The 25,029-nt window shown below is 56.7% G+C and carries 23 protein-coding genes; 15 read left to right on the top strand and 8 right to left on the bottom strand.

Features of this window, described 5'->3' with window-relative positions; genetic code table 11:
* The 12 genes from AC3WMT_RS23890 to AC3WMT_RS23835 form a co-directional block, all read left to right on the top strand.
* On the top strand, positions 1 to 846 hold an 846-nt coding region (locus tag AC3WMT_RS23890), incomplete at its 5' end, for a type VI secretion system Vgr family protein (protein WP_492577977.1).
* Positions 843 to 1,709: a DUF4123 domain-containing protein gene (locus AC3WMT_RS23885; RefSeq protein WP_158249179.1), complete on the top strand. Its 867-nt coding sequence runs from the start codon at positions 843 to 845 to the stop codon at positions 1,707 to 1,709. The genes AC3WMT_RS23890 and AC3WMT_RS23885, both read left to right, overlap by 4 nt.
* Entirely contained in the window at positions 1,706 to 5,008 is a 3,303-nt protein-coding gene (locus AC3WMT_RS23880) for a toxin VasX (protein ID WP_103305849.1), read from the top strand. Before AC3WMT_RS23885 ends, AC3WMT_RS23880 begins: the two co-directional genes overlap by 4 nt.
* A complete protein-coding gene (locus AC3WMT_RS23875) occupies positions 5,005 to 5,973 on the top strand; it encodes a DUF6708 domain-containing protein (RefSeq protein WP_103305848.1) in 969 nt (322 codons plus the stop codon). The genes AC3WMT_RS23880 and AC3WMT_RS23875 overlap by 4 nt, the downstream gene beginning before the upstream one ends.
* A 36-nt stretch (positions 5,974 to 6,009) precedes the next feature.
* A complete protein-coding gene (locus AC3WMT_RS23870; protein ID WP_103305847.1) occupies positions 6,010 to 6,924 on the top strand; it encodes a hypothetical protein in 915 nt (304 codons plus the stop codon).
* Positions 6,925 to 6,958: 34 nt separating this feature from the next.
* On the top strand, positions 6,959 to 7,927 hold the full coding sequence (locus AC3WMT_RS23865; protein WP_103305846.1) for a hypothetical protein: 969 nt from the start codon (positions 6,959 to 6,961) through the stop codon (positions 7,925 to 7,927).
* 35 nt (positions 7,928 to 7,962) lie between these two features.
* Positions 7,963 to 8,895 carry a hypothetical protein gene (locus AC3WMT_RS23860; RefSeq protein WP_103305845.1) on the top strand — a complete coding sequence of 311 codons (933 nt, stop codon included), beginning with the start codon at positions 7,963 to 7,965 and terminating at the stop codon, positions 8,893 to 8,895.
* 35 nt (positions 8,896 to 8,930) lie between these two features.
* Positions 8,931 to 9,836, top strand: coding sequence for a hypothetical protein (locus tag AC3WMT_RS23855; protein WP_103305844.1), 906 nt, complete (start codon positions 8,931 to 8,933; stop codon positions 9,834 to 9,836).
* A gap of 820 nt (positions 9,837 to 10,656) precedes the next feature.
* The gene (locus AC3WMT_RS23850; protein ID WP_103305853.1) at positions 10,657 to 11,286 is read left to right on the top strand and encodes a hypothetical protein; all 630 of its coding nucleotides are present in this window, start codon (positions 10,657 to 10,659) and stop codon (positions 11,284 to 11,286) included.
* A 70-nt stretch (positions 11,287 to 11,356) separates the two neighbouring features.
* Positions 11,357 to 11,683: a hypothetical protein gene (locus AC3WMT_RS23845; protein ID WP_256583573.1), complete on the top strand. Its 327-nt coding sequence runs from the start codon at positions 11,357 to 11,359 to the stop codon at positions 11,681 to 11,683.
* Positions 11,684 to 11,746: 63 nt separating this feature from the next.
* Positions 11,747 to 12,217 carry a hypothetical protein gene (locus AC3WMT_RS23840; RefSeq protein ID WP_103305842.1) on the top strand — a complete coding sequence of 157 codons (471 nt, stop codon included), beginning with the start codon at positions 11,747 to 11,749 and terminating at the stop codon, positions 12,215 to 12,217.
* A gap of 20 nt (positions 12,218 to 12,237) precedes the next feature.
* Positions 12,238 to 12,735, top strand: coding sequence for a hypothetical protein (locus AC3WMT_RS23835; protein ID WP_103305841.1), 498 nt, complete (start codon positions 12,238 to 12,240; stop codon positions 12,733 to 12,735).
* A 42-nt stretch (positions 12,736 to 12,777) separates the two neighbouring features.
* Here the strand turns inward: AC3WMT_RS23835 and AC3WMT_RS23830 are convergent, their stop codons facing one another.
* Complete coding sequence (locus tag AC3WMT_RS23830) at positions 12,778 to 13,590, bottom strand: VanW family protein (protein ID WP_103305840.1); 813 nt, start codon at positions 13,588 to 13,590, stop codon at positions 12,778 to 12,780.
* Between the two features lie 230 nt (positions 13,591 to 13,820).
* On the opposite strand from AC3WMT_RS23830, the gene AC3WMT_RS23825 reads away from it, so the two are divergent.
* On the top strand, positions 13,821 to 14,648 hold the full coding sequence (locus AC3WMT_RS23825) for a glycosyltransferase family 2 protein (protein WP_103305839.1): 828 nt from the start codon (positions 13,821 to 13,823) through the stop codon (positions 14,646 to 14,648).
* A gap of 330 nt (positions 14,649 to 14,978) precedes the next feature.
* On the opposite strand, the gene AC3WMT_RS23820 is transcribed toward AC3WMT_RS23825, so the two are convergent.
* The 7 genes from AC3WMT_RS23820 to AC3WMT_RS23790 form a co-directional block, all read right to left on the bottom strand.
* Positions 14,979 to 15,563 (bottom strand): hypothetical protein, encoded by a 585-nt coding sequence (locus AC3WMT_RS23820; protein ID WP_103305838.1) that lies wholly within the window; start codon positions 15,561 to 15,563, stop codon positions 14,979 to 14,981.
* 85 nt (positions 15,564 to 15,648) lie between these two features.
* Positions 15,649 to 15,831, bottom strand: a complete 183-nt coding sequence (locus tag AC3WMT_RS23815; protein WP_103305837.1) for a hypothetical protein — start codon at positions 15,829 to 15,831, stop codon at positions 15,649 to 15,651.
* Positions 15,832 to 15,841: 10 nt separating this feature from the next.
* Positions 15,842 to 16,084, bottom strand: a complete 243-nt coding sequence (locus tag AC3WMT_RS23810; protein ID WP_103305836.1) for a hypothetical protein — start codon at positions 16,082 to 16,084, stop codon at positions 15,842 to 15,844.
* A gap of 83 nt (positions 16,085 to 16,167) precedes the next feature.
* Positions 16,168 to 17,238: a lipocalin-like domain-containing protein gene (locus AC3WMT_RS23805; RefSeq protein ID WP_103305835.1), complete on the bottom strand. Its 1,071-nt coding sequence runs from the start codon at positions 17,236 to 17,238 to the stop codon at positions 16,168 to 16,170.
* The gene (locus AC3WMT_RS23800) at positions 17,228 to 19,699 is read right to left on the bottom strand and encodes an FtsX-like permease family protein (protein WP_103305834.1); all 2,472 of its coding nucleotides are present in this window, start codon (positions 19,697 to 19,699) and stop codon (positions 17,228 to 17,230) included. The genes AC3WMT_RS23805 and AC3WMT_RS23800 overlap by 11 nt, the downstream gene beginning before the upstream one ends.
* Entirely contained in the window at positions 19,696 to 20,349 is a 654-nt protein-coding gene (locus AC3WMT_RS23795; RefSeq protein ID WP_103305833.1) for an ABC transporter ATP-binding protein, read from the bottom strand. The genes AC3WMT_RS23800 and AC3WMT_RS23795 overlap by 4 nt, the downstream gene beginning before the upstream one ends.
* 200 nt (positions 20,350 to 20,549) lie before the next feature.
* The gene (locus AC3WMT_RS23790; protein WP_103305832.1) at positions 20,550 to 22,247 is read right to left on the bottom strand and encodes a sulfatase-like hydrolase/transferase; all 1,698 of its coding nucleotides are present in this window, start codon (positions 22,245 to 22,247) and stop codon (positions 20,550 to 20,552) included.
* A 391-nt stretch (positions 22,248 to 22,638) separates the two neighbouring features.
* Between AC3WMT_RS23790 and AC3WMT_RS23785 the strand changes: the two genes are divergently transcribed.
* Positions 22,639 to 23,991 carry a UDP-glucose dehydrogenase family protein gene (locus tag AC3WMT_RS23785; RefSeq protein ID WP_103305831.1) on the top strand — a complete coding sequence of 451 codons (1,353 nt, stop codon included), beginning with the start codon at positions 22,639 to 22,641 and terminating at the stop codon, positions 23,989 to 23,991.
* A complete protein-coding gene (locus AC3WMT_RS23780; protein WP_103305830.1) occupies positions 23,988 to 25,025 on the top strand; it encodes an NAD-dependent epimerase in 1,038 nt (345 codons plus the stop codon). The genes AC3WMT_RS23785 and AC3WMT_RS23780 overlap by 4 nt, the downstream gene beginning before the upstream one ends.
* Positions 25,026 to 25,029 lie beyond the last annotated feature (4 nt).

The raw sequence follows: 25,029 nt of genomic DNA, 5'->3' as shown, positions 1-25,029 counted from the left end.
CGCGAAGGCCAGGCCGACGACAAGACCAGCTGCTGGCTGCGCGTCTCCAGCGCCTGGGCCGGCGCCCAGTACGGCGGTATCGCCATCCCGCGCATCGGTATGGAAGTCCTCGTGACTTTCCTCGAAGGCGACCCCGACCAACCGCTGATCAGCGGCTGCCTGTACCACAAGGAAAACACCGTTCCCTATGCGCTGCCGGCGAACAAGACGCGCACGACGTTCAAAACCCTGAGCTCCATGGGCGATGGCGGTTACAACGAACTGCGCATCGAAGACAAGAAAGGTCAGGAACAGATCTACCTGCATGCCCAGCGCGACTGGGATGAAAACATCGAGCACGACCAGAAGATTCGGGTCGGTAATGAACGTCACGATACGGTCGAGAAGAACAGCTACACGGAATTCAAGGCCGAAGAACACCACACGGTTTATGAAGACCGCAAGGTTGAAGCGCAGGCCAATGATCACCTGACGGTGGGGGTGAATCAGCACGTCAAGATTGGCACTGGGCAGTTCATTGATGCCGGGCAGGAAATTCACCTGAGCAGCGGCATGAAAGTCGTGATGGAAGCCGGCGCCGAACTGACCCTGATCGGCGGTGGCAGCTTCATCAAGATTGATGCCGGCGGAGTGACCATGAGCGGGCCGGTGATCAATATCAACTCCGGTGGTGGCCCGGGCAGTGGCACGGGAGCGGCGCCGCTGTTGCCGGGGCCGTTGAAGCAGGCGGATGCAGATAAGGCCGGGCAGTTGTTGGTGCCTGCTTTACGTCAAACCCTGCAACGAGCAGCCACAACGGCTCAGCCAGTCTGCGAGATATGCGAAAAACTGAAGGCGATGAAATGATCCCCGGTACCACACTTTATCTGCTTCTGGATGGAGCAAAGATCGAAAACCTTCCGGCCCGTGTATACAGCCTGGATGAAAACCCGATTGTCGAATGGCTTTACCACTCAACCCCCTTGCAAGAGGTGTTTGATGTCGGCCCTGCGCTGGTCGTCTTGCGCGCCAACACCGCACTCGAAAAAGCCTTCACTGAGGACTGGCAAAACGACGCTGGCCTGATCATCGAAAGTGATGCGCCCATTCAGCAATTGACTGAACATCTGCGCAGCCTGATCCATGTACGGGTGCCCGGTGATGCGTCAATGCTGTTTCGATACTACGACCCGCGAGTCATGCGCCATTGGTTGCCGCCCCTGAGTCCAGCTGAAAAAGATCACTTGATGGGACCGATCCGCCGCGTGCGTCTGCCGGCCCGAGAGGGTGAGCAAGAACAGTGGATCGTTCGTAAGCAAGATCGCCAAAGTGCCCAGCAATATGCCGAGCGACCGTGGCTATACCTCGATGAGCAACAGTTGCAACAGCTCAATCAAGGCAAGCTGGAGCTGTTTGATCAACAGCTGCTGGAGCACGTCAACACCTACTTCCCTGATTGCCTGGCCCAGCGCTCGTCCACGGAGCAACAGCAATGGGCAGTGCTCTGCCGCGAAGGCGCCGCCAGCCACGGTTACTCGGCGCCCAAGGAAGTGGCGCGCTGGTCGGCACTGGTTGCCGAGCATGGCACCGAGTTTCCGCGAGCACCTGAACATCAGGCCTACCGCGAGATTCTGCAAGAACCCACGCTTAACGCCACACAACGCCTGGATGCCTTGTTGGTAGAACTGCATCGCCATTGGCTGCTAACTGACAAGGAGTCTTTTGCATGACTGCCCAACCGCTCGATAAAAACCGCAATCTGGCCGCCGCTGATCAGGCTGCACAATGCCAGTTCGGCGACGAGGAACTGTCGAGCCCAGGTACCACCTGCCCGGCCAAACACCCGGAAATTTTCATTGTTCCCGCACGCTACGCGAAGGCCGAACAGGCCGCCGAACATGCTGACTTCAATCCTCCCAGCCCGACCAAAAGCCACCCGATGGCACTGCGTCGCCTGCGCGCAGGTTATGTCTACCTGTGGCACGCCGAAGGTCCCTTGAAACGCTACGGCGTAGGCGCAGATGGCCTGCTGGTCGAGCAGTCGCTCACCCAACCCCACGCCGAAATCGCCACAGGCGAAAAAGCCGGTATCGCCCTGAACAAAAGCACCGACGCCTGGATGCTCTACAGCGAAAGACCGCTGAGCAAAGACGCCTGTGAGAGCCTGAAAAAGAACGGCGAACGACGCAAACGCATGCGTCAGGTAGCACTCACCGAAGTCGCCAAGAGCCTGACAGCCAAACACTGCCCACCGCTCGAAAAAGCCCCGACACTTATCGCCGAGCTGATGCCCAAGGTACGTGATCAAGCCCTTGCGCATGATTATCAGCAGAACGGTGCGGCCCAGCGTGAAGACGTCAAAGAACAACGCAAAGTGGCAAAAGCCGCTCCTACTCAGGAAAACATCAAAGCTTACTCCGCCAGCTCGCAGTCCCTCCACGAACGCGAACAGGCAGCCAGTGCACAGCCACCGGGGAAACCAGCGGAAGAGCCCGGGACCTGGAGCGCTACACCCTGGGAAGTGGCACCCACTCAAGCCTGGCTGGATAAGGCCAAGAGTGAGTCGGCGCCGCTTTATGCGGTGTTTGCTGCGCTGGATGATGACTTGGGGGTGTTACGCGATATCAACCATGAGCAGGAATTGGTCGAAGCGGGCCATGAAAAATGGGTCGGTGATAACAACCTGCGCTTGAGCATCGGCGGATTCATTCGCAGCTTGATCACCGAAGACGGAGCCGAGTTGGCTGGCACACTCAGTTACCGCTACAAGGACCGAGACATCAAGCTCACGCCTGATCAAGGCCGGACCATACTCGATGCTCAGCACAAACTGGATGATCAACTCAGGGCAGAAACCCAGGCACGTCGATACGGCGGCCAGCCAAGTCGAACTGAAGCCACTGCGCGTGATGCGCGTATTGCCGAAATCGTGGCACCTGTGCGGGCCTTCATTCCGGCAGATTTGTACAACGAAGCGGAATACGTGGTGCGCGAGTACCGTGCCGAAAAACAGGCCAACCTCGACGACGACTTCCTCAGTGCCAAGGTGAGTAAGTACATCGATCTTGAGGCGATGAACACCTGGCTCGACACCACCGCCCCCACGCATTTCAAGCAGATTGAACAGCGACATACAGTACTGTTTGAGGATCGAGGCTCGTACCTCAAACGCTCAGACAATGGCACCTGGTTTGTCGACTACAACGACCTGGAAACGCGGAACTGGTTGAGCGAAATGGCCACTGGTTGCCTGACCGCCCAGTGCATTCGTGCGAAGGGCGCCGAGCAATATGCCGACTATGTGCGAGCGGCCGATGGCGGTGCACTGACGCAACTGTTCCGCGCTTGGGCGCCTTCGATCGATGCGGGTATTAACAACACAACCCGTTTGGGCGAGCTAATGGCAGCGCTCGAATCCGATAACGTCACCGCGACCCGTCAGGCACTTGCACCACTGACTGCACCGATTCTGGATGACATCGCCTCCATGGCCCGTGACGCTAAAAGTGCATGGAGCGTGCTGGTCAATCGTATGGCGGCTTCGCTGCTGCTACTCAAAGGCGCGAAGACTTTCAGTAGCGCCTGGCTCGGCATATTGGTTGCTGCTCGCTTGGGCAGCGATGTGCGTTTACAAGCTGTGAGCGAAGCTGGCCGACAGGTATGGAAGTTGCTGGGTCAAAGTGCCGAAGGGCTGACGCAATGGGCTAATACCACCGGAAAAGCCATTGGTGCCGGCCGCGTGGCAGGTATTACCAATTCCAGCTTCGTAACCAGCAGTGGCGGGGTCGTACCACTCGCGGCATTGCTGCTGAATACGTTCAATGCGAGTAACTATTTGAGCCAGGCTGGGAAGCTGGAGGGAATGGACAATCAGCGGGTGAACGACACTGTTTCGGCGTCATTGTACGCGGCGGCGGCGCTGGTGGCGGTGATTGATAGTCAGGTGCGTAAGGGACTTGGGATTAAGACCTTTTCACTCAGAATGCCTGACGGATGGGTCGGAAACGCCCCAACCCTAACCTTGTTAGGAGGGGTGATTGGTGGGTTGTCTGCAGGAGCTGCATTTGCAGAGTTCAAATCCCTGAAAACACAGCTAGAGAGCGCACAAACGCATATTGATCCGTGGCTAAAGATGCGTCAGGCCGTGGTGACGGGGCAAATCACCGCTTATGGCGCCCAAGCCCTACTAGGTTTCGGCCAGACGGCGAGAGCCTTGGCCGGCTTGATCGAAGTCGAAGCCGCCATCATGCGTTATTCGTTGTGCATGGGCCCGCTGAATTGGGTCATTTTCATTTTGGGAGCGCTGTACCTGATCACCTGGTTTTTTCAGCAGACGCCGATGCAAAACTTCCTCAACTTCTGTTGCTGGTCAAAGGAGCGGGCAGGCAATCTTGATCCTATCGCGGCAAAGGCTCAGCAAGACGAACTCAATCTGCTATACGGCATTCTGTACACACCTCGAGTAAGCATGGAAAGCCGCTCTGTGATGGTCAGTTCCAGTGGCCCTTCTGGACTGGCCTCGCAAAGCGAAATCATCTCGCTGACCATCGACTTGCCGGGAGCCGAGCCTGACAGTGCCTACCTCGAACTGAGCATGGCCGGCGATCCGGTCGATACTCAGGCGTCACGCGACCTGATCAAAAACAGCCCGTACTCCGCCTACAAACCACCGCGTCCGTGGCGAGATCTGGCAATGCTCTGGCTGAAGACCAGCACCTGCAAATGGATACCTTTCCAAGAGGGTCAGGGCTTGCGCCTAAGTGGAGCGTTCCAGCCCGTCTCGAACGTCTTTAGTACACTGCCGAGCACGGTGTCTTTACGATTGCGATATCGCACGCCATTGATCGCGATGCTGGGCGGCGAAAATTTTGTCGGTGGTGCACGTGGGGTAGCCTTTACCCTGAGTGATAACACCGGGGTAATTGCCCTGCGGGATGATCCGACACCTGAGCTGGATCGTGTGCCAAGCTACGCGCTCGGCGATCAGAAACCCGAGTCGATTTACCTGCAACCCAAGGAACAGAAATGAGTACGCCACCGGCAGGCACCACAAAAAAACGGTTGTTTTCGCGCAACGACTATTTAGCGCCGCTGCCCATCCCTACTGGCGAGAAACCTTGCGATGTGCTTAACACCATCTGGCGAAAGAACGACGTATTTCTCGACATTGGCAATTACAGCATCGGTTCAGCAGTGATGGTGATGTGGCCGGGCGTGATGGTGTTTTTAGCAATGTCTTTCTTTACTCGAAATCTCAACTCTGACTTTAGCCAGGACGTTTTGTTTTTGGGGGCGGCTATTATGACAATCCCTATTTTTATCTTGATCCGGAGCTTATTTCGCGAGGTCCCCTTGCCCGTGCGCTTTAATCGGCAACGTCGTGAAGTATGTGTGCCGCGAGAAAATGGCGAATATTGGCTGGTGCCCTGGGAAAGCGTCACGGCGGCAGCGACGCAACATTCCTCGGTGAGCCAGGCCGGTAAAGCCACCATGGGCTTGTTGATCATCGGCTTTGAGAACCCTGACCCGAAGGCCAAAGAAGACAACAAACATTTTTCATTCGGATTCAACTGTGGCGGTGGCACCACGGCCATGGCCTTGTGGGAGTGCATGCGCAGCTACATGGAGATTGGGCCAGAAGCGTTACCGATCACCAATGACTTTGAAAGGGGTCGGGAAAAGTTACGCGGCAGAAATGTATTTTGGGGCGTTTGTTGTGAATACGTAGGCGGCATTATTCAGCACATGCGAGCCCTGGAAATTGATAAAGCCTTGTGGCTGATTATCGGAGCCATATTTTTGGGAGGCCCACTCGCAATGATGTTGCAGGTATGGAAGCTCTCTCCTCCTCCTGACCTGCTCTATCCAGACATCATCGAATGGTCAAAACCCCTGCCGCCCGAGCAGTGGGCCAAGCGTTCCCCAGAACTGGAAGAAGCTATCGCCAAGCGTGAAGCCGAATTAGCCGTCCAGACAGATCAAGCATTAGCTTGATGATGAGAAGCAGGACTTACAACCCAAGGGCAGCACATGAGTACGCCACCGGCAGGCACCACAAAGCAACGGATATTTTCACGAAATGATTATCTGGCGCCATTGCCCATCCCCACCGGAGCAAAACCGCAGGACGTACTCAATACCATCTGGCGCAAAAACGAGGTTTTTTTAGATATCGGTAGTTACAGCGTCGGTTCGGCAGTGATGGTGATCTGGCCGGTGGTGATACTGTTTTTAGCATTAGCTTATTTTTTTGACGATCCGGACGCCTTAATCTTGGGGGCCTGCATTACAGGCATCCCGACTCTGTTTTTGATTCAAGGACTTTTTCGCGCAGTACCTTTACCTATTCGCTTTAACCGTCAACGCCGCGAGGTATGTGTTCCGCGAGAGGGGGGCGAATATTGGATAGTCCCGTGGGAGAACGTAACCGCTGCGGCGACGCAGCACTCCTCGGTAAGCCAAGCAGGTAGGGCAACCATGGGCTTGTTAATCATTGGTTTTGAGAACCCTGACCCGCAGGCAACAGAAGACAACAAACATTTTTCACTGAGCTTCAACTGTGGCGGCGGTACGACGGCCATGGCGTTGTGGGAGTGCACCCGCAGCTACATGGAAATCGGGCCGGGCGCTATGCCTGATAGCCGAGTGGGTGTTGCTCCGTACGAAGAAACACAGATCGGTTCAATCATCACTGACTTACGCAAGGGAGACCTGCTGAATGTCTTATGGGGAATATTCTGCATCACGATTCTAGGAACCTATGTCGCAGAGAAATTGCAGGACTTGAAGCTTTCCCACCCGCCCGAACTCACCTACCCCGACATCGTGGAATGGTCAAAACCACTGCCGTCCGAGCAGTGGGCCAAGCGTTCCTCAGAACTGGAAGAAGCTATCGCCAAGCGTGAAGCCGAATTGGCCGCCCAGACAGATCAAGCATTAGCTTGATGATTCGCGGGACTTATAAAGCCAAGGGAAGCAGATGAGTACGCCACCGGCAGGCACCACAAAAAAACGGTTGTTTTCGCGCAACGACTATTTAGCGCCGCTGCCCATCCCTACTGGCGAGAAACCTTGCGATGTGCTTAACACCATCTGGCGAAAGAACGACGTATTTCTCGACATTGGCAATTACAGCATCGGTTCAGCAGTGATGGTGATGTGGCCGGGCGTGATGGTGTTTTTAGCAATGTCTTTCTTTACTCGAAATCTCAACTCTGATTTCAGCGAGGATATTTTGTATTTGGGTGCCGCTATTTTGGCCATCCCTATTTGGATTTTGATCCAAGCCTTATTCCGCGATGTCCCCTTACCCGTGCGCTTCAATCGGCAACGTCGTGAAGTATGTGTACCGCGGGAGAATGGCGAATATTGGTTGGTGCCTTGGGAAAGCGTCACGGCAGCAGCAACACAACATTCCTCGGTGAGCCAGGCTGGTAAAGCCACCATGGGCTTGTTGATCATCGGCTTTGAGAACCCTGACCCGCAGGCCAAAGAAGACAACAAACATTTTTCATTCGGATTCAACTGTGGCGGTGGCACCACGGCCATGGCCTTGTGGGAGTGCATGCGCAGCTACATGGAGATTGGGCCAGAAGCGTTACCGATCACCAATGACTTTGAAAGGGGTCGAGAAAAGTTACGCGGCAGAAATGTATTTTGGGGCGTTTGTTGTGAATACATGGGCGGCATTATTCAGCACATGAGAGCCCTGGAAATTGATAAAGCCTTGTGGCTGATTATCGGAGCCATATTCTTGGGCGGACCACTCGCAATGATGTTGCAGGTATGGAAGCTCTCTCCTCCTCCTGACCTCCTCTATCCAGACATCATCGAATGGTCAAAACCGCTGCCACCCGAACGATGGGCCAAGCGTTCCTCTGAATTGGAAGAAGCTATCGCCAAGCGTGAAGCCGAATTAGCCGCCCAGACAGATCAAGCATTAGCTTGATGATGAGTAGCGGGACTTACAACCCAAGGAAGCACATGAGTACGCCACCGGCAGGCACCACAAAAAAACGGTTGTTTTCGCGCAACGATTATTTGGCGCCGTTGCCCATCCCTACGGGTGAAAAACCCTGTGATGTACTTAACACCATCTGGCGTAAAAACGAGGTGTTTCTCGACATTGGTAATTACAGCATTGGCTCGGCGGTGATGGTGATGTGGCCGACGATGATGCTCTTTCTGGGGCTTGCCTTTGCGTTTAGAAATATCTCCCCTGATCTCAGTGTATTTATTCTTGTGGGAGGAGGAATCATTATTGGTGTACCCGCGCTCTTTATTGTTCAGGGCCTGCTCCGCGATGTCCCCTTGCCCGTGCGCTTCAATCGGCAACGTCGTGAAGTATGTGTGCCTCGAGAGAATGGCGAATACTGGCTAGTGCCCTGGGAAAGCGTCACGGCGGCAGCAACGCAACATTCCTCGGTTAGCCAGGCTGGTAAAGCCACCATGGGCTTGTTGATCATCGGCTTTGAGAACCCAGACCCGCACGCCGAAGAAGACAACAAACATTTTTCATTCGGTTTCAACTGTGGCGGCGGCACCACGGCCATGGCCTTGTGGGAGTGCATGCGCAGCTACATGGAGATAGGACCGGACGCCGTACCCAATAGCCGAGTAGGTATTACCCCCTACGAAAAATCGCAAATTGGTTCGCTCATCATCGATCTGCTTAAGGGAGACCTGATAGGTGTTGCATGGGGGATATTCTGCATCACGATTCTGGGAACCTATTTCGCGGAAAAGTTGCAGAACCTGAAACTGTCTTACCCACCCGACCTGCTCTACCCCGACATCATCGAATGGTCAAACCCCCTGCCACCCGAGCAGTGGGCCAAGCGTTCCTCAGAACTGGAAGAAGCTATCGCCAAGCGTGAAGCCGAATTAGCCGCCCAGACGGATCAAGCATTAGCTTGATGATGAGTAGCGGGACTTACAACCCAAGGAAGCACATGAGTACGCCACCGGCAGGCACCACAAAAAAACGGTTTTTTTCGCGCAACGATTATTTGGCGCCGTTGCCCATCCCCACGGGTGAAAAACCCTGTGATGTGCTTAACACCATCTGGCGAAAAAACGAGGCTTTTCTCGACATCGGCAACTACAGCATCGGTTCGGCAGTGATGGTGATCTGGCCGATGGTGGTGGTACTAGCGCTGATGGCGTACATCACCCCCAAGCCTGCAATGATCTTGATTGTAGGAGGAATCATCATTGGAGTACCCGCACTCTTTATTGTTCAGGGCCTATTCCGCGATGTCCCCCTACCCGTGCGCTTCAATCGGCAACGTCGTGAAGTATGTGTACCGCGAGAAAATGGTGAATATTGGCTGGTGCCTTGGGAAAGCGTCACGGCGGCAGCAACGCAACATTCCTCGGTGAGCCAGGCTGGTAAAGCCACCATGGGCTTGTTGATCATCGGCTTCGAGAACCCAGACCCGCAGGCCGAAGAAGACAACAAACATTTTTCATTCGGTTTCAACTGTGGCGGTGGCACCACGGCCATGGCCTTGTGGGAGTGCACCCGCAGTTACATGGAGGTAGGGCCGGACGCCGTACCCCATAGTCGAGTGGGTATTACCCCCTACGAAAAATCGCAAATCGGTTCGCTCATCATTGATCTGCGTAAGGGAGACCTGATAGGTGTTGCATGGGGGATATTCTGCATCACGTTTCTGGGAACCTATTTCGCGGAAAAGTTGCAGAACCTGAAACTGTCTTACCCACCGGACCTGCTCTACCCCGACATCATCGAATGGTCGAAACCGCTGCCACCCGAGCAGTGGGCCAAGCGCTCGCCAGAGTTGGAAATAGCTCTTGCCAAGCGTGAGGCGGAACTAGAAGCACAAATCACATGACTGTCTTCGGCAACCGGAATACCTGAGTCCACCTTCATCAACAAAGGCTCAACCCGAAGTGCTACATCCCAGCTACCTGAAACAAAAAGGTTAAGGCATGAACTTGTCCGACAGCCGCAAAGGATCGCTTTCACCCTCGGGCTGAGTACCAAAGTAGATAGCGAAAAACACCAAAACAGAAAACCAGTAGAAATCGGACAACCAAAGCCAGGATGCTTGTATGAATGCCAGTGTCGAACCTCGCCCCCCATCAACGGCCTACCATAGCGACTCTAAAGCTCCCCTCCCTCCTCCAAAGTGGGCTGAAGACAACAACCGCTCTGGCGGCTTCGATACTCATCTTGCATTCGGAAATTATGCTTACTTAGAGCCGGAGATGGAGGTCACCACTCAGTTGCAAGCCGACGAGGCCAACATACTTCAGCATCAGAAAGAACGGGGATATAAAGAAGAGGTTTACTGCGACGCAAGGAGCTGGCGTTTTCAGAACTCGAGTAAAATCCCGCATTTTCTTTTCGTCAGTAAACTCATGTGCCACCCCTTCGCTACGATTGCATGGGGAACGGGCATAAGCGTTGCTTTGTTACCTGAAAATTTGAGAAATGATGTTGAAGCGTTTTTGGTACTGTGTTCATCACTAGTCACCGTAGCCATCGCGTTTTTTGCGCTGGCCTTATTTATGGATGGAAAAAAAACTGTCCATCGCATCCAGCTATCTTGCTTTTTTATTCTCTCAGCCATTGTCTATTGGAAAGAAAATGCACTTTGGGGAAACAGTGACCTTCATCGGACATTGTGGATAGGCGCCAGCCTTTATTTCATGGGTGCAATCGGTATCGACGTCCTGCTCTTTTTGCATAGCAAAATCAGTATCTACGACGGCAGTGAGTTCAACCGAACGGATGGCATGCTGAGGTTTAAAAGACGTTTCCGGCGAATGTTCGTTGCGCCTTTTGAAGAGTTCGATCCTGTCTTGCAGCTCTTGCCAAGTGGTTACGGTTCTCATGACTACGCCCTGTGGTTGCATCACCGCTACACCGATAACAAGATCTGTCTCGCCGTCAAACTTCACGCGTTAGGGCTCGATCGAAATAATGCCTTGGCCTTTTGGGATTGCCTGCAACGCTACATGGATATCACGCAACCTCTACCTGACTTGCCAGTGCTGGAACAGAGCCGTCATCTCGACCCAACAACCGTAATTCACGATGCCAATACCGGTCGTAATCCTCGGCGATGGAGAGACCAGGCGCGCCGGGGATGGATTGCAGGTGGCCTCAAAACGCTGAGCAAACAGCTCGAGGAATATCCATGGCAATCGCAGCCCTGCATCGTGAAAGCGCGAATTGATCGTTCCTTGACGATTGAAGCTTATTACCGCGCTCAAGAAGCCAAGGGTATTCATGCCTCTCCAAAAGCCGATGATTTTGATGACATTCATCGGCCGTGATGTTGAAGTTCCTTAACTCTAGCGGGGGCAAAGCCTCATGATCAGCTGGCACCTAACGATGAGCATCAGAATGGATACCGCTGCGCCCTGCTTTCTGATTCTCGCACTGACATTCCCCGCTTTCTCTCAAGCAGCCGATCCCACCAATCCGCTGCCATCTGACGTCTCCAGCTTCACAAAAGACAGGGACACCTGCGATTCGCTAAGAGGAGAAATCCCCGAGCCTGACCCAGCAGATCCAGACAGCCTCAGTCAGGTCACCAGCGCCATCAACCACTACTGCAATGGCACAGACAAGCGTCTGACGCAGCTAATGCAAAAGTATTCGAACGACAAAAACATCATGCAGAAACTTTCGAATTACGAAGAAAGCATCGAAGCAGACATGAGTCTTTAGACTCCGGGAAACTGAACACTCAGGCAGCATCGCACTCAATCAGCCCAAGCAGGACACACGTCAGTGACGGCCACTTTCCAACACGCTTTAGATCACCATGAAATCGCGGATTTCTTCAAAGGCAACGGGATCTACTTTGCCCGAGGCTGTGACTGGGGCGATCACTTGCATATAGGCAACTGGCAAGGAATGTGCGCGGTGCTGAAGCATCAGGATTCAGCGCAACAACAGCTGACCCGGCTGTTTGAGGAGTACGTTACGAGCCTCGATCAGAACTACGTCGATGCGGAAGGTTTGCTGTGCAACATCACGGCCTACTACATCCTGCGCAAAAAGAACGCGTTTCTCTGCGCAGGGGGTTATGACCTGATCGCCGACCTCGATGAAACCAGTCAACAAACCATCGGGGCGCTGTTCAGATTGCTCCGGGTAATCTACGACAGAGAAAACGCAGATCTCCCGAAGTACTCGTTCGAGCAGGAACTTGAAAGACTGAAAAGCCACGGTTGTACCCTCGAGTTCGAAACGCTCTAACCCGAAGAATTGGAAACCCCATGAATAAACGTCAGATCACCCTCGCCAACGGCTGGACGGCCACTTTTGAAAACCGGGGCGAGTTCCGCATGGGGGCGGAGGGCTGGGGCTTGTTTCTACAAGGGCCGGACGACAGGACTATTAAGTACTTCGCTGACCAGATCATTCTGGTCAACGATGAGGATGGCACTCAGGCCAGTTCGTGCATTCGGCTCTCAAGCGACGGTGTGTACGGCTACTTGAGTGCAGCGATTAATCATTGCTGGGTGATCGACTTTGCGCGGGGCATGATCGCGCCCCATCGAGCGAGCATCTATCACTACCATCACGCCTACGACGAGAGCATCTCGCATTACGAACAGCCGGCGTTCAAGCGTGAACGGCAGTACATCAGCGTGGTGGGCATGCACATTTATCTGACCTTCCCGCTGACCCGCGACGAGGATTTCCCCAAGGTTTGGGACGAGTATCTGTCGATCCGCCGACGCCAACTGGACGAGTTGTATTTCAGGAACTGATCATCGTCGGCGCGCAGGCTCGGTACAGCATTCAGACGCGCCCTACCCGATCAACTCGTCGGCCACTTCATACTTGACCACCACGCGATTGCGATAAAGCAGTTCCCGCGTCACCAACTCGCCCACCTGCCCCTTGTTTCTCACTTCCCGCCAGATCTCGTTCTCGCGGAATACCCGCCCCGCTTCCCGCACAAACCGATGCGCCTCCTGGAATACGTGGTAGCGATACGCGCGCACTTGATCGCACAACAACTCCCCTTCGAGTTGCGTTGCCCCGACATTCAGCTTCAACTGAAAGTGGCGATCCGTCGGGTTGTGCAGTACTAGGTCGATGTAGTTATAAAAAATCGCTGCGCCGGAGCCGAACGGCAGGACCCGGCCTTCGTCCGGGAACGGATCGAAGCTGTGGTTGGAGCGTTCGACCACCACCAGCGGAGAGTGAATGGCCATCCAGTGAATCAGGTTGCTCAACTGGCAGATGCCGCCTCCCACGCCGGTTCGGGCTTCGCCGAAAGACAGTTCCATGCCTTCGACGTAACCGCGTTTGCGCGTCGGTTGGCCGACGAGGCGGCAGAAGGAGAAATACTCACCCGGGGCGATGGTGACGCCATCGATGGCCGCGACCGCGAGTTTCAGATTGATGACTTTGTTGTGTTGCAGGGCAAGGTCGGAGTCGCCGAGTTTGCGGATGAGCTTCGAGGTGTGTTTGAGGTAACGGAACGGCAGACGTTCAGCGGCAACCGCAGGCCGCGCATAGCGTTTGCGCGAGCAGTGCCAGGCGATTTGACGGAACAGCCTTTTTTGCCGCACGCGCAGCCAGTACAGGGCCGGATGGTAGAGGGAAAGTGGTTTCATCCGTGACACAACGGCGCTCGCCGTTTCTTCCTTGAGCCGCAAAGGGGCGCGCATTTTAGCCTGTAACCCGTGTAAGCCAAGCAATAACTTCGGGCCTTTTTCCAGTCTCACTTCGACACACTTCCAACCACTGTCGAACCTGCAAATTAAGGTTGGCCTAAGGTTGCGTCGCTACCATCCCGGCCCATGAAACCCCTGTTGCCAGTGAACTGCGGATGAGCCCTTCTGATATGAAAGCGTTTGATTTTCCAGCCGAACAGCCGTCGAACTTCAGCCTGGTATTGGTCAATTACAAAACCCCGGACATGACGCGGATGTGCCTGGAGTTATTGCACCAGCACGTCAAGGAACAACGCATTCCGGTGTGGGTGGTGGACAATGATTCGGCCGATGAAAGTCTGGATTACTTGCGTTCGCTGGACTGGATCAATTTGATCGAGCGCCCCTCGCCCTGCAAAGAAGCCGGGCATATTGCCCATGGCAAAGCGTTGGATCTGGCACTGGAAAAGGTTGAAACCGATTATCTGTTTCTGCTGCACACCGATACCTTTGTCTACGACAAAGAAGTGTTTTCGATGATGATGCGCGAATGCACGAAAAGTGCAGATATGGCGGCAGTCGGTTGTGTCGAACAACTCAATCGTGGGGTCGTGCGAGATACCTGGCGTTTAACTTCGCGCTTTTGCAAGCATTATGTTCGCCATATCAAAGTCCGCCTGGGTTTGAAGTCGAAACCGCCGAGACCCTATAAAGAAACTCATCTGAAAAGTTTCTGTACCTTGTGGAATGCGCGCTTGATGAAATCTCGAGGCCTGCACTTCTGCATGGATGACCGGGTGCCCGGATATACGCTTCAGGATCGAATGGTCGCTCTGGGTTACGGCATCAAGTTTTTGTCGCCGCGCAAGATTTTCCGTTATCTCGACCACATTCAGGCAGGAACGGTCGCTGCCGCAGGTACCTACGGGGAAAATCACCGTCGGACGAAAATGTATCAGGCGACGATCAAGCGCTTCCGGGGGCAGCAAGACAAACCGGGAATACAAGGATCGATATAATTTGCAGGCACAAAAAAGGGCGACTTTAAAGTCGCCCTTTTTTTGTCTGAAATTGTATACATCTACTCCACTGGAGGTGTTCGCCCAGTGTAATGGCCTGGCAATCCATGCACCGGTAAAGAGCCCTGACACTGGGCGAACGGGAGGGATTTTAATAGAAGTTGGCGGATATGTCGCCCTTCTTGAATGTAAAAATTATGTACGAAAAAGTTAATAGATATTTATCGACGAATGCTTTCGTGAAACTTTCAAGAAATGCAAACCGAATTAATAGTATGACTACTCTCATACATTAACTGTACAAGAGCAGTCATTCTGTAGAGTTAAAACTCAACTTTCGTGTTGACTGGTCACTTTTAATACATCGGTATACGTCACGACGACGCTTTGTCCGACTTTCAAATCTTTGAGTTTGGCTTGAATTTCAGGCTTCTTCACATCAAGGGTTTTCGACTGGCCCGCGGGGTTTTTCAGGGTCACCTGATGGGTCTTCAAATCAATTTTGGTGATTTCCAATTGCACCTGGACCTGACGGTAAGCTTCGCCGCCCGGGTTATCGCTGCCCGGAGCGTTGCGCAGTTCACCGCTACGCTCGACGGTGCCAGGCAGACCTTTATCCACATCGGTATCGAGGTAGGCCGCGACGGAACGCTGCACTTCGATTTTGACCTGGTCGCCGACCTTCAGATTAGCCAGATTTTTTGCCTTGTCGCTCAGTTGAACATGCACCTGACGCCCTTCGGCGCCTTCGAGCACGACCTGGTGATTGGCCGCATCGACCGCCAGCACTTTGGTGGTGACCACATCCGCTTCGACGGTGGCGGACAGCGGGATATCGGCAGCAAACGCTCCGAAGCTGGTGGCGGACAGTACGGTTGCAAGAGTGATGGCCTTGGCCAGTGCGTGGAGTTTCATAAGCAATCCTTTCCCTGTGATGAATGGCAGCACCCGCCGCCGAATCGCGTTCGACGACGAATGTGCCACTGAGCATAGACGCCGTTCAGGGCTTGGCTTTGCTTTCTGCTGCTGCAGTTTCTTGCGCGGTGGATTCGCCACTGGCGGTGCCTTTGCCGCTGTTCCGCCGCTGTTTTGGATCAGTGGGCCGCAGGGCGTCGTTGTCACGCTCGGTTTCCCCGGGTGGCCGGGGTTCATCGGGGTGTTCGTTTGGCGAGACGGGTTTCATGGTGTGGTCCTCAAGCTTGGGGGTCGTCCAGTTCGCGGGCGACGTTTACGGCGGGGGAATCCTTGTGTTCGTCATCGGCTTTGGCGCGCAGGATCTGCCATTGCTCAAGGTCGATGGCGCCCTGACCAAGCAAGTCGTCGGCGATACGTTGCAGGTCGAGGTAATGGGCGTCGGGGGATTGCTGCCACAGGGTTTCATCGTCGAACAGACGCTGCCAGGTTTTCATGTCCGGGGGTTGCAGGTCATCGCTCATGGCAGATCCTCCACAGGTATTACTGTGTAGAGGTTCAGTGAACAAATGGAGTTCAACCCAAATCCGCGCCGGAAGGATTTGCGTCAGTAGCCGGTCATTTCGAGGTAACCGTTGCCGCCATGACTACCGCTGATCCGCACCGGGCCTTCCCAGTAGGGAATGCGCAGGTTCATCCATGCGTTGGGGTTGAGCGCCGAGAGGCTGATGTCGAGGTGTTTGTCCGGGATGCTGATCGACCAGCGCACCGGCATGGAGCGACCGGCGACAGTTGCCGTGTCTTGCGGTGTGAGTTTGATCTGCTCGCTGTGCAGGGTCTGCGTCTGGCCGTCGGCGTCGATCCAGGTGCCGGTCAGGTACGGCGCGCCGTCCTTCTGGCGCATGCGGTACAACATGACGTGCGCGCCGCTGTCCAGGTGCAGGGAGAACCAGTCCCAGCCAGTCTGGTTGGCGGTCAGCGGTTGGCTGCTCCATTCGCGATCGAGCCAGGCCGGGCCGCTGACCGTGTACGTCTGACCGTCGATTTGCAGCGTACCGCTGGCCTGAAAAAACGGTTGGCTGTAGTAATACGAGGCCTGACCCTGTTCGGATTTCTGACTGAAACCCTTATCTCCCTGCAGCACCAGCGGACGGCTGGCGGTGAGGTGCAGTTGATAGCTGAAGGATTTGTCCCTGGCGCTGAGTTGCATATCGCTCAACGGTTCCTGCGTGCGACTGGCGAACTGCCAATCATCGATCCACGCCTCGAACGGTGCCAGACGCACGCCAGCCTGACCCACCCCGCCGCGGGCATAACGCTCGGCAGCGTGATGCGCAGTCGCCGAGGTCACCGCCGCATGCCCCAGCCAAATCGTTTGATTACCCCACCCGGCCTGCTCCGCCACTGGTTTCAAGGCACTGCGAAACAACGTCCATTGCACGCCGAAATCATTGCCTTGCTGATCCTTGAGATTAGCGGTGACGTACCACCACTCGATGCGAAAACCCTCATGGGCGCCGTGGTCCGCCGGAAAGCTGAACACCCGCCCCGGCACCACCGGGGTAAACGCCGAGGCCTGAGTGCCCATCCCGGCAAAGCCCTTCTGCTCGGGCGCTGATTGATCGCAGCCACCCAGCAACAACAGCACACTCAACCCCACCACCGCGTTAATCCTCATGGGCAAACGTCCTCAGCAGGTCCGCCGGTTGTGTGCGGTACAGCGAATACAACGGCCACGCCGACGCCAGCAATGTCGCGAGCAACGCCAGGCCCAGCAGTTGCAGCAATTGCCAAGGGAAGACTCGCAGCGGTAGACGCCAACCGAACGCTTGCACGTTGATCACCGCATCCAGACACCACGCCAGCGCGATCCCCAATGGCAGCGCCAGCACCAGCGTCAACACCGCCAGCAGCCAGGTCTGGCCGAGGTTGAGCAGCATCAGTTGGCGTCGCGTCACGCCCAGCGCCCACAGCGGTGCGAGCTGGCCGAGACGGCTCTGGCTCTGCGTCAGCAGGCTGATAAACAGCGCCACGCCCGCCACTGCCAGGGTCAGGCTGTTCAGCGCGGCGGTGGCGGCGAAGGTGCGTTCGAACACCTGAACCGACCAGCCCTTGAGTCGCGCCTGATCGACGATGCGGCTGTCATCGAGGGCAAAGCGTGCCTGCAACGCGGACAAAAATCCCGGGATGTTTTGCGCGTCGATGCGCAGGTTGAAACGGTTCGGCGTCAGTTGCGGCCAGCCGCGCAGCAGGTGATTGATGTTGACCAGCAAATGACCTTTGGGATTGCCGTAATCGGCGTAGATGCCGACGATGCGCGGCGACCACGAACCATTCGGTGACGGAATCGTCAGTCGATCGCCCGCGTGCACCTTGAGTCGCCGCGCGAGTTGCTCGCTGAGCATCACCGCATCGTCGGTTGCCAGATGCGCCCATGGATCACCGCCAGTCGCATCGAGCAGCGGCCAGTGCTGACGATAGTAGGCGTGATCGATGATCCCGAACACATCCGCCGGCCAGCCTTGCAGCGTCACCGCCACCTGCCAGTTGGGCAGTATCGCCGTGACGTGCGGCTGCTGTTTGAGCCAGCTATACATTTCGCGGGCCTGAGCCGGGTTGCTCGGGTTGATGTAGAGCTCGGCGCTCAGGCGTTGTTCGAGCCAGTCATTGAAAGTCTGGCGAAAACCGGCGGTCATGCTGCCGGCGCCGATATTGGCAGCGAGCGCCAGGAGCAACGCCATCAGCGCCAGGCTCAATGCCGGCAATTGCTGACGGCAGTCGGCGAGAAACCACTGGCCGAGCACCGAACGACTGCGCCCGAGCAATGGACTCAGCATGCCACTGAGCAGCACCGGCAAGGCCAGCGCGGCACCGAGCAGCAGCCCGGCCATCAGCACGAAGCCGCTGGCCAGGCTGTCGCCCCAGAGCAACGCCGCGAGTGCGATCACGCCCAGCACCAAGGCCAGCCAGCCCTGCCGTCGCAGCCAGCGCGCGTATTGTTGATGCCAGGCTTGCGGATCTGCCACCGCCAGCAACGGCAGACGCGCCGCCCGCAATAGACTGTTGGCGCCAGCGAGCAACGCACCCAGCAAGCTCAAGCCGATTCCGCTGAACCACCACCACGGGCTCAGCCGCAACTGCCCCGCCACTTCCGCGCCGTACAGACCGCGCAGGCTGGCGGCGACATCCGGCAGCAACACACTGGCCAGCCAATACCCGCTGATCACACCAAAGACACCACCGATCAGCGCCAACACGCCCAGCTCAACGACAAGACAGCCAATCAACAGGCGCGCACTGACACCACAGGCGCGCAATGTGCGCAACAGTGCGCGTCGTTGTTCGAGGGCGAGGCCGATGGCCGCATGGACAATGAACAAACCGACCACGAACGAAAGAAAGCCCAACGCATCGAGATTGAGATGGAAGCTCTCGGTGAGTCGCGCCAGATTGTTTTCCTCGCCACTGCTCTTGAGCTGCAACTGGCCCTTGAACGCGGCCGGCAACTCACTGTGAAAATCCTTGGGCAGCAACAGGCGGGACAGTTGTCCGGGTTGTTCGAGCAGGGTTTGCGCGACGCCGATGTCGACCAGCAACATGCCCGGGGCCATGTCTTTTTGCGCCAGAAGCGGCGGCAGCGTCTGGCCATTCAGCGTTTGCGGGGTGGCGCCTTCGTGCAGGTTCAAGGCCTGCAGGGTTTCCGGGGAAATCCATGTAATGCCTGGTGGCGTGAAGAATTCGACCACCCGTTCGATCGGCATCGCCTGCCCCGCCACCGCCGAATCGGCCGGCAGCGACACCGGCTCGATGCCCAGCAGTTGCAGGCGCTGATTGTCGTGATCCCTGAGGATCAAGCGGCCCTGCAACACTGGCGACACCGGCCAGCCCTGACGACGCAGATCGATAAACCATTGCTGTGGGAAGGTTGCACCGTTGGGCGTGCTGAGACTGGCTTGCGGTTCGCCGCCGATCAATTGGCTGGCGCGGGCATAGCTGTCGCGGGCCTGGCTATTCAGGGCCTCGACGCCGGTCAACAGGCTGGTGGCCAGCCACAATCCGGTCAGTACACTGAAAAACTGCACCGGATGCCGCCGCCAATGACTGAGCAGCGCGCGCAGGGTTTGCCAGAAAACGTTCACGTCAGGCGCCCGTTGGAGAGCACCACGCGTTGGGCCAGCCGCGCCGCCACTCGCGGACTGTGGGTGACCATGAGCATGGTTGTCGGCGTGTCGTCGAGCAGTTCGAGCAACAAGCGCAGCACTTCATCGCTGGTGGCTTCATCGAGGCTGCCAGTGGGTTCGTCGGCCAGCAGCAGTTTCGGTTGCGAGGCCAGCGCCCGACCCAGCGCGACGCGTTGCTGCTGGCCGCCCGACAGTTGCTCGGGATAACGCTTGAGCAAATCGCCCAACCCCAGACGCTGCACCAGATGCGCCTGCCAGCGCGGCTCGTGGCGCCCGGCCAGACGCGCCTGAAACGCCAGATTGTCCTCGACGCGCAAACTGCCAATCAGGTTGAACTGCTGGAACACCAGACCGATTTCCGTGCGGCGCCAGTTCGCCAGTTGCGCCTCGTTCATGCTTTCGAGCCGATGCCCGCCGCTGCGGATGCTGCCGCTGTCGACCTTGTCGAGGCCGGCGATCAGGTGCAGCAAGGTGCTTTTGCCACTGCCGGATTCGCCCATCAGCGCCAGGCTGCTGCCGGGTTCGAGCGTCAGGTTGACGCCTTGCAGCACGGGCAAGGGGCCTTGGGGAGTGAGGTAACTTTTGCAAACGTTTTCAACCTTGAGCATGCCGCCACCTGATGGGTCAGTGTGGGGCAAGGATAGCGGAAGCCGATGACAGACCAGAGCCTGGCGTTGAATCAAACGGCCTCATCGCTGGCAAGCCAGCTCCCACAGGGATTGAGGTTGTTCACAGATACCTGAGTTCACCCTTAAACACTGTGCGAGCTGGCTTGCCAGCGATGAGGCCAGCTCAAAAAGCCCAAACCTCACTGCCCCGCCGCCACACTGGTTGGCGCCTCCCCCGGCGTGACAATGCTGCCCAGATCAATATGCTTCCACTCAGGCTTGGCCCCCAGCCGCGCATTGAAGCGGTAATTGAAGGTGAACTCATCCGCCGTCGGCACGCTCAACGGCTTGCCGTAAACCGCCTCGATGCCCGCAAGGTCATAACCCATCAACTGCAGCAAGGTCGGGAAGATGTTGTAGTGACTGGAGCGATCCTTGTTCGTCGACAGCTGCGCCTGCCAGTCCAGCGTTTTCATCCCGCTGCCCTGAATCACCACCAGTGGCACCAACCCCTCCTCCTCCACCGGATCACCACCGCAGTGGGTGTTCAATCCCGGGTTACCGCGCTCGTGCAGATCCTGGCCGTGATCGGAGGTGTAAATCAGCAACGCATTGTTCAGATTGGCCTGGGCAAACACCCGCGCAAAAAACTCCCCGACGTTCCATAGCACGGTGTTCTTGTAGGCGTTGCGGTACAGCACCCAATCGTCCGGCTGACCATTGAAACCGGTGCGTTCGCCGGTGTCGGCAACCTCGGTGAACTGGCCGCGCGGCAAGGTCGGACGGTAGGCCATGAACGCATCCGGGTATTTGTCGTGCACCGGAAAATGCGCGCCGACCTTGTTGATCAGGATCAGCTCGGGTTGGTCATCGTTGAGCAGCTCGATCAGCTTCGCCGCTGCCGCCATGTCGCGGTCGCGTACGCTGGTCTGATCGAACTGCACGAACTCGTCGATGTCCTTTTTCTCGGCATTGCTCATCAGGTTCTGCAGATTGCCTGCGGTACGCTGGGCATCGATGTACACCGTGCGCAGCCCGGCCTTTTTCGCGTATTGCCAGATCGACGGCAGCGTACTGTTGATGCGCATGTAGTCGGCGCGGGTGCCGCCGTAGCGCAGGGTGATGTTGGTGTCGGCGCTGCAATTGGCGATGGATGCGGCGTAGCCGTAATTAAAGATGTCGACGCCTGCATGCGCCTGCTTGAGGTTGCTGTGCACGCCGAACGGGGCGTTGATGTCCAGGTAATTGCCGGAGATGCTCTCGTCGATGATCAGCACAATGTCGTGCCCCACCACTGCCGAGTTACGCGCCAGGGTGACCGGCTCGCGCGGGCCGACGGTGTTGTGCAGTGCTTCATAGGCAAACAGGTTCAGATAGGCCAGCGGCGTGTACATGACCGGCAAGCCCCGTGCGCCCTCGCCCGCCCGCAAAAACAGCACCGCGCTGAGCAACAGCACCCCGCACAGCGGCGCCGCCACACGCAATGCGTTGGGTACCATCAATGCATGCCGAGGTTTCAGACCGATGCCGAACAACAGCAGCAAACCACTGAGCGCAGCGTGAATGATCGCATCGCGATACTGGTACGCCGCTTCCTGAATGAAGCCGCCGGAGTACACCAGCGAGACGAAGCTGCTGTAGCTCAGGTAATCCGCTGTGACCCGGGTATAGACATCAAAAAATACCGCCGAAACAAACATGGCCAATGCGAACAAATGTCGAATAAGCGTCTGTCGTATATATGCCGTTAGATATAACGCTAAAGTTAGCGCCAAAAACATCGCGCCAAAAAGAAGTACAGCCAGACCGAGGCCGATAGCATTTAACCGCTCTATGTAATATTCGGAATAAAGCAGCAGATAAATAATTAAAAGCAGTTCTTTCAGGTATCGAAACATGGCCATTCCGGGACGCAATAAACGGCATCGGGTCAATAGTTTGTCGGTCAGAATCTGACACTAGCACCCGGCCATCAAAGCGCAAGAAATGGAAGACTTTTACCCAAAGCGTCAAAAAAACGTTGACTCAAATCTGACACACTCCAGAAGCTACAAGCCTTTAATTTCGCGGCCTTCGACCGTTTATCGCTTTCTCGTGATTATGAAAAAAGCGTCAAGGACGCGACAAATCCAGCAATAGCAAGCACTTGATGGCTAATCGCCCCCAAAATTGGGGCTGTTATACAGGTGCAACATGTCATTTTGCTGACACGCTTTTCCCACCCTGCGCTATACCCCTTTTGACAGTCTCATTTCGAACTTATCTTTTTGCTCTATCGAGGGTGCGCAGATGGACGTGAGCGTATTTGGCACGGGCTATGTTGGACTTATTCAAGCCGCCGCACTTGCAGATGTCGGTCATCGGGTTTTATGCGTTGATATAGACCCGAACAAGATTAAACAACTGCAACAAGCCGTGCCGCCGATCAGCGAACCAGGACTGTCCGGCACACTTGAAGAAAACATTAAGGCCGGGCGCCTGCTGTTCAGCACTCAGGCCAGTGATGCCGTCGAACATGCCGAGCTGATTTTCATCGCCGTCGGTACCCCGGCCGATGAGGACGGTTCCGCCGACCTCAGTCACGTGCTCAATGTCGCCCGGCAGATCGCCTCACACATGGAGGCCGATCGCACCCTGATCATCAAATCCACAGTGCCGGTCGGCACAGCGGATCAAGTCCTCGCCGCTGCCGACAGCGAACTGCTGCGCCGCGGCAAGATCGGCCTGAAAGTGCGCGTGGTCTCCAACCCCGAATTCCTCAAGGAAGGCAGCGCCCTCGCCGACTGCATGCGCCCGGACCGGATCATCATTGGCGCCCGCGACGACGAGGCCCGCGAGCAGATGAGCGAGCTGTATGCACCGTTCTGCCGCAATCACGAAAAACTGATGTTCATGGACAACCGCAGCGCCGAGCTGACCAAGTACGCGGCCAACGCGATGCTCGCCACGCGCATCAGCTTCATGAACGAACTGGCCAACCTCACTGAACTGCTCGGTGCCGACATCGAAGCGGTGCGCAAAGGCATCGGTTCTGACCCGCGTATCGGCTACCACTTCATCTACCCGGGCTGCGGCTTCGGTGGCTCGTGCTTTCCCAAAGACTTGCGTGCCCTGCTGCACACCGCCGAACACAACGGCATGCCGCTGAAACTGCTGCGCAGTGTCACCGACGTCAACGACAGCCAGCGGCACATCCTGTTCAGCAAACTGAAAGCGCAATTCCCGCAAGGGCTGGCCGGTAAATCCATTGCTGTCTGGGGCCTGGCGTTCAAACCGAATACCGATGACATGCGCGAGGCGCCCAGCCGCTACCTGATGGATGCGCTGTGGGCCGAAGGCGCCAGCGTGCAGGCCTACGATCCCGAAGCCATGTCCGAGTGCCGGCGCCTCTACGGCTATCGCGATGACCTGCACCTGTGCGCCACCCGCGACGACACCCTCGAAGACGCCGATGCGCTGGTGATCTGCACCGAGTGGAAAAACTTCCGCGTGGTGGATTTCGAACTGCTCGCCAGCAAACTCCGTTCGCGCGTGGTGATCGACGGCCGCAACCTCTACAACCCGGAGCACCTCGCCGCCGCCGGCCTGCACTACAGCGGCATCGGCCTGCGCCACATCGCCCCGGAAGGATTGCGCTCATGAAAATCCTGGTCACCGGTGCGGCCGGATTCATTGGCGCTCATTGCGTATTGCGGCTGATGCGCGACGGCCATGCGGTGGTCGGCCTGGATAATTTCAATGCCTATTACGATCCGCAACTCAAGCACGACCGTGTGCAATGGGTGCGCGCGCAGGTCGGCGATTTCCAGCTCGCCGCGGTTGACCTGGCCGATGCGTCGGCCATCGAAGCGCTGTTTGCCCGCGAACGCCCGCAAGTGGTGATCCACCTCGCGGCGCAGGCCGGCGTGCGTTACTCGCTGGAGAATCCGCGGGCCTACATGGACAGCAACCTCGGTGGTTTCCTGAACATTCTGGAGAGCTGCCGGCATCACCCGGTCGACCATCTGATCTACGCCTCGTCAAGCTCGGTGTATGGCGCCAATCAGCACACGCCGTACTCGGTCAAGGACGGCGTCAATCACCCGCTGTCGTTGTACGCCGCGACCAAGAAAGCCAACGAGCTGATGGCCCACAGCTACAGCCACCTGTTCGGCATTCCCTGCACCGGCCTGCGCTTTTTCACCGTGTACGGCCCGTGGGGTCGGCCGGACATGTCGCCGATCCAGTTCGCCCGGGCGATCAGCGAAGGCGAACCACTGAAGCTGTTCAACTACGGCGAGCATCAGCGCGACTTCACCTACATCGACGACATCATCGAAAGCATCGCACGCCTCGCCGACCAGCCACCGCTCGCCCATCCGGAATGGGATCGCGAGCAGCCCGACCCGGCCAGCAGCATGGCGCCGTGGCGGTTGTTCAACATCGGCGGCCAGCACCCGGTCGAGCTGAAAACCTATCTGGCGCTGATGGAAAAGCACCTCGGCCAGAAAGCCATTGTCGAGCTGCTGCCGCTGCAACCGGGTGACGTGCTCAATACCTGCGCCGAGGCCAGCGATCTGGCCCAGGCCACCGGGTTCCAGCCCCGGATCGAGCTGGATGAGGGACTTGGGCGTTTCATCGCCTGGTTCCGCGACTACTACCCCACTGCCTATCGCCCACGCGCCGCTCGCGGCTGAATTA

The organism is Pseudomonas sp. FW305-7, from assembly GCF_058786735.1.
This window is presented reverse-complemented; position numbering and strand designations above follow the sequence as displayed.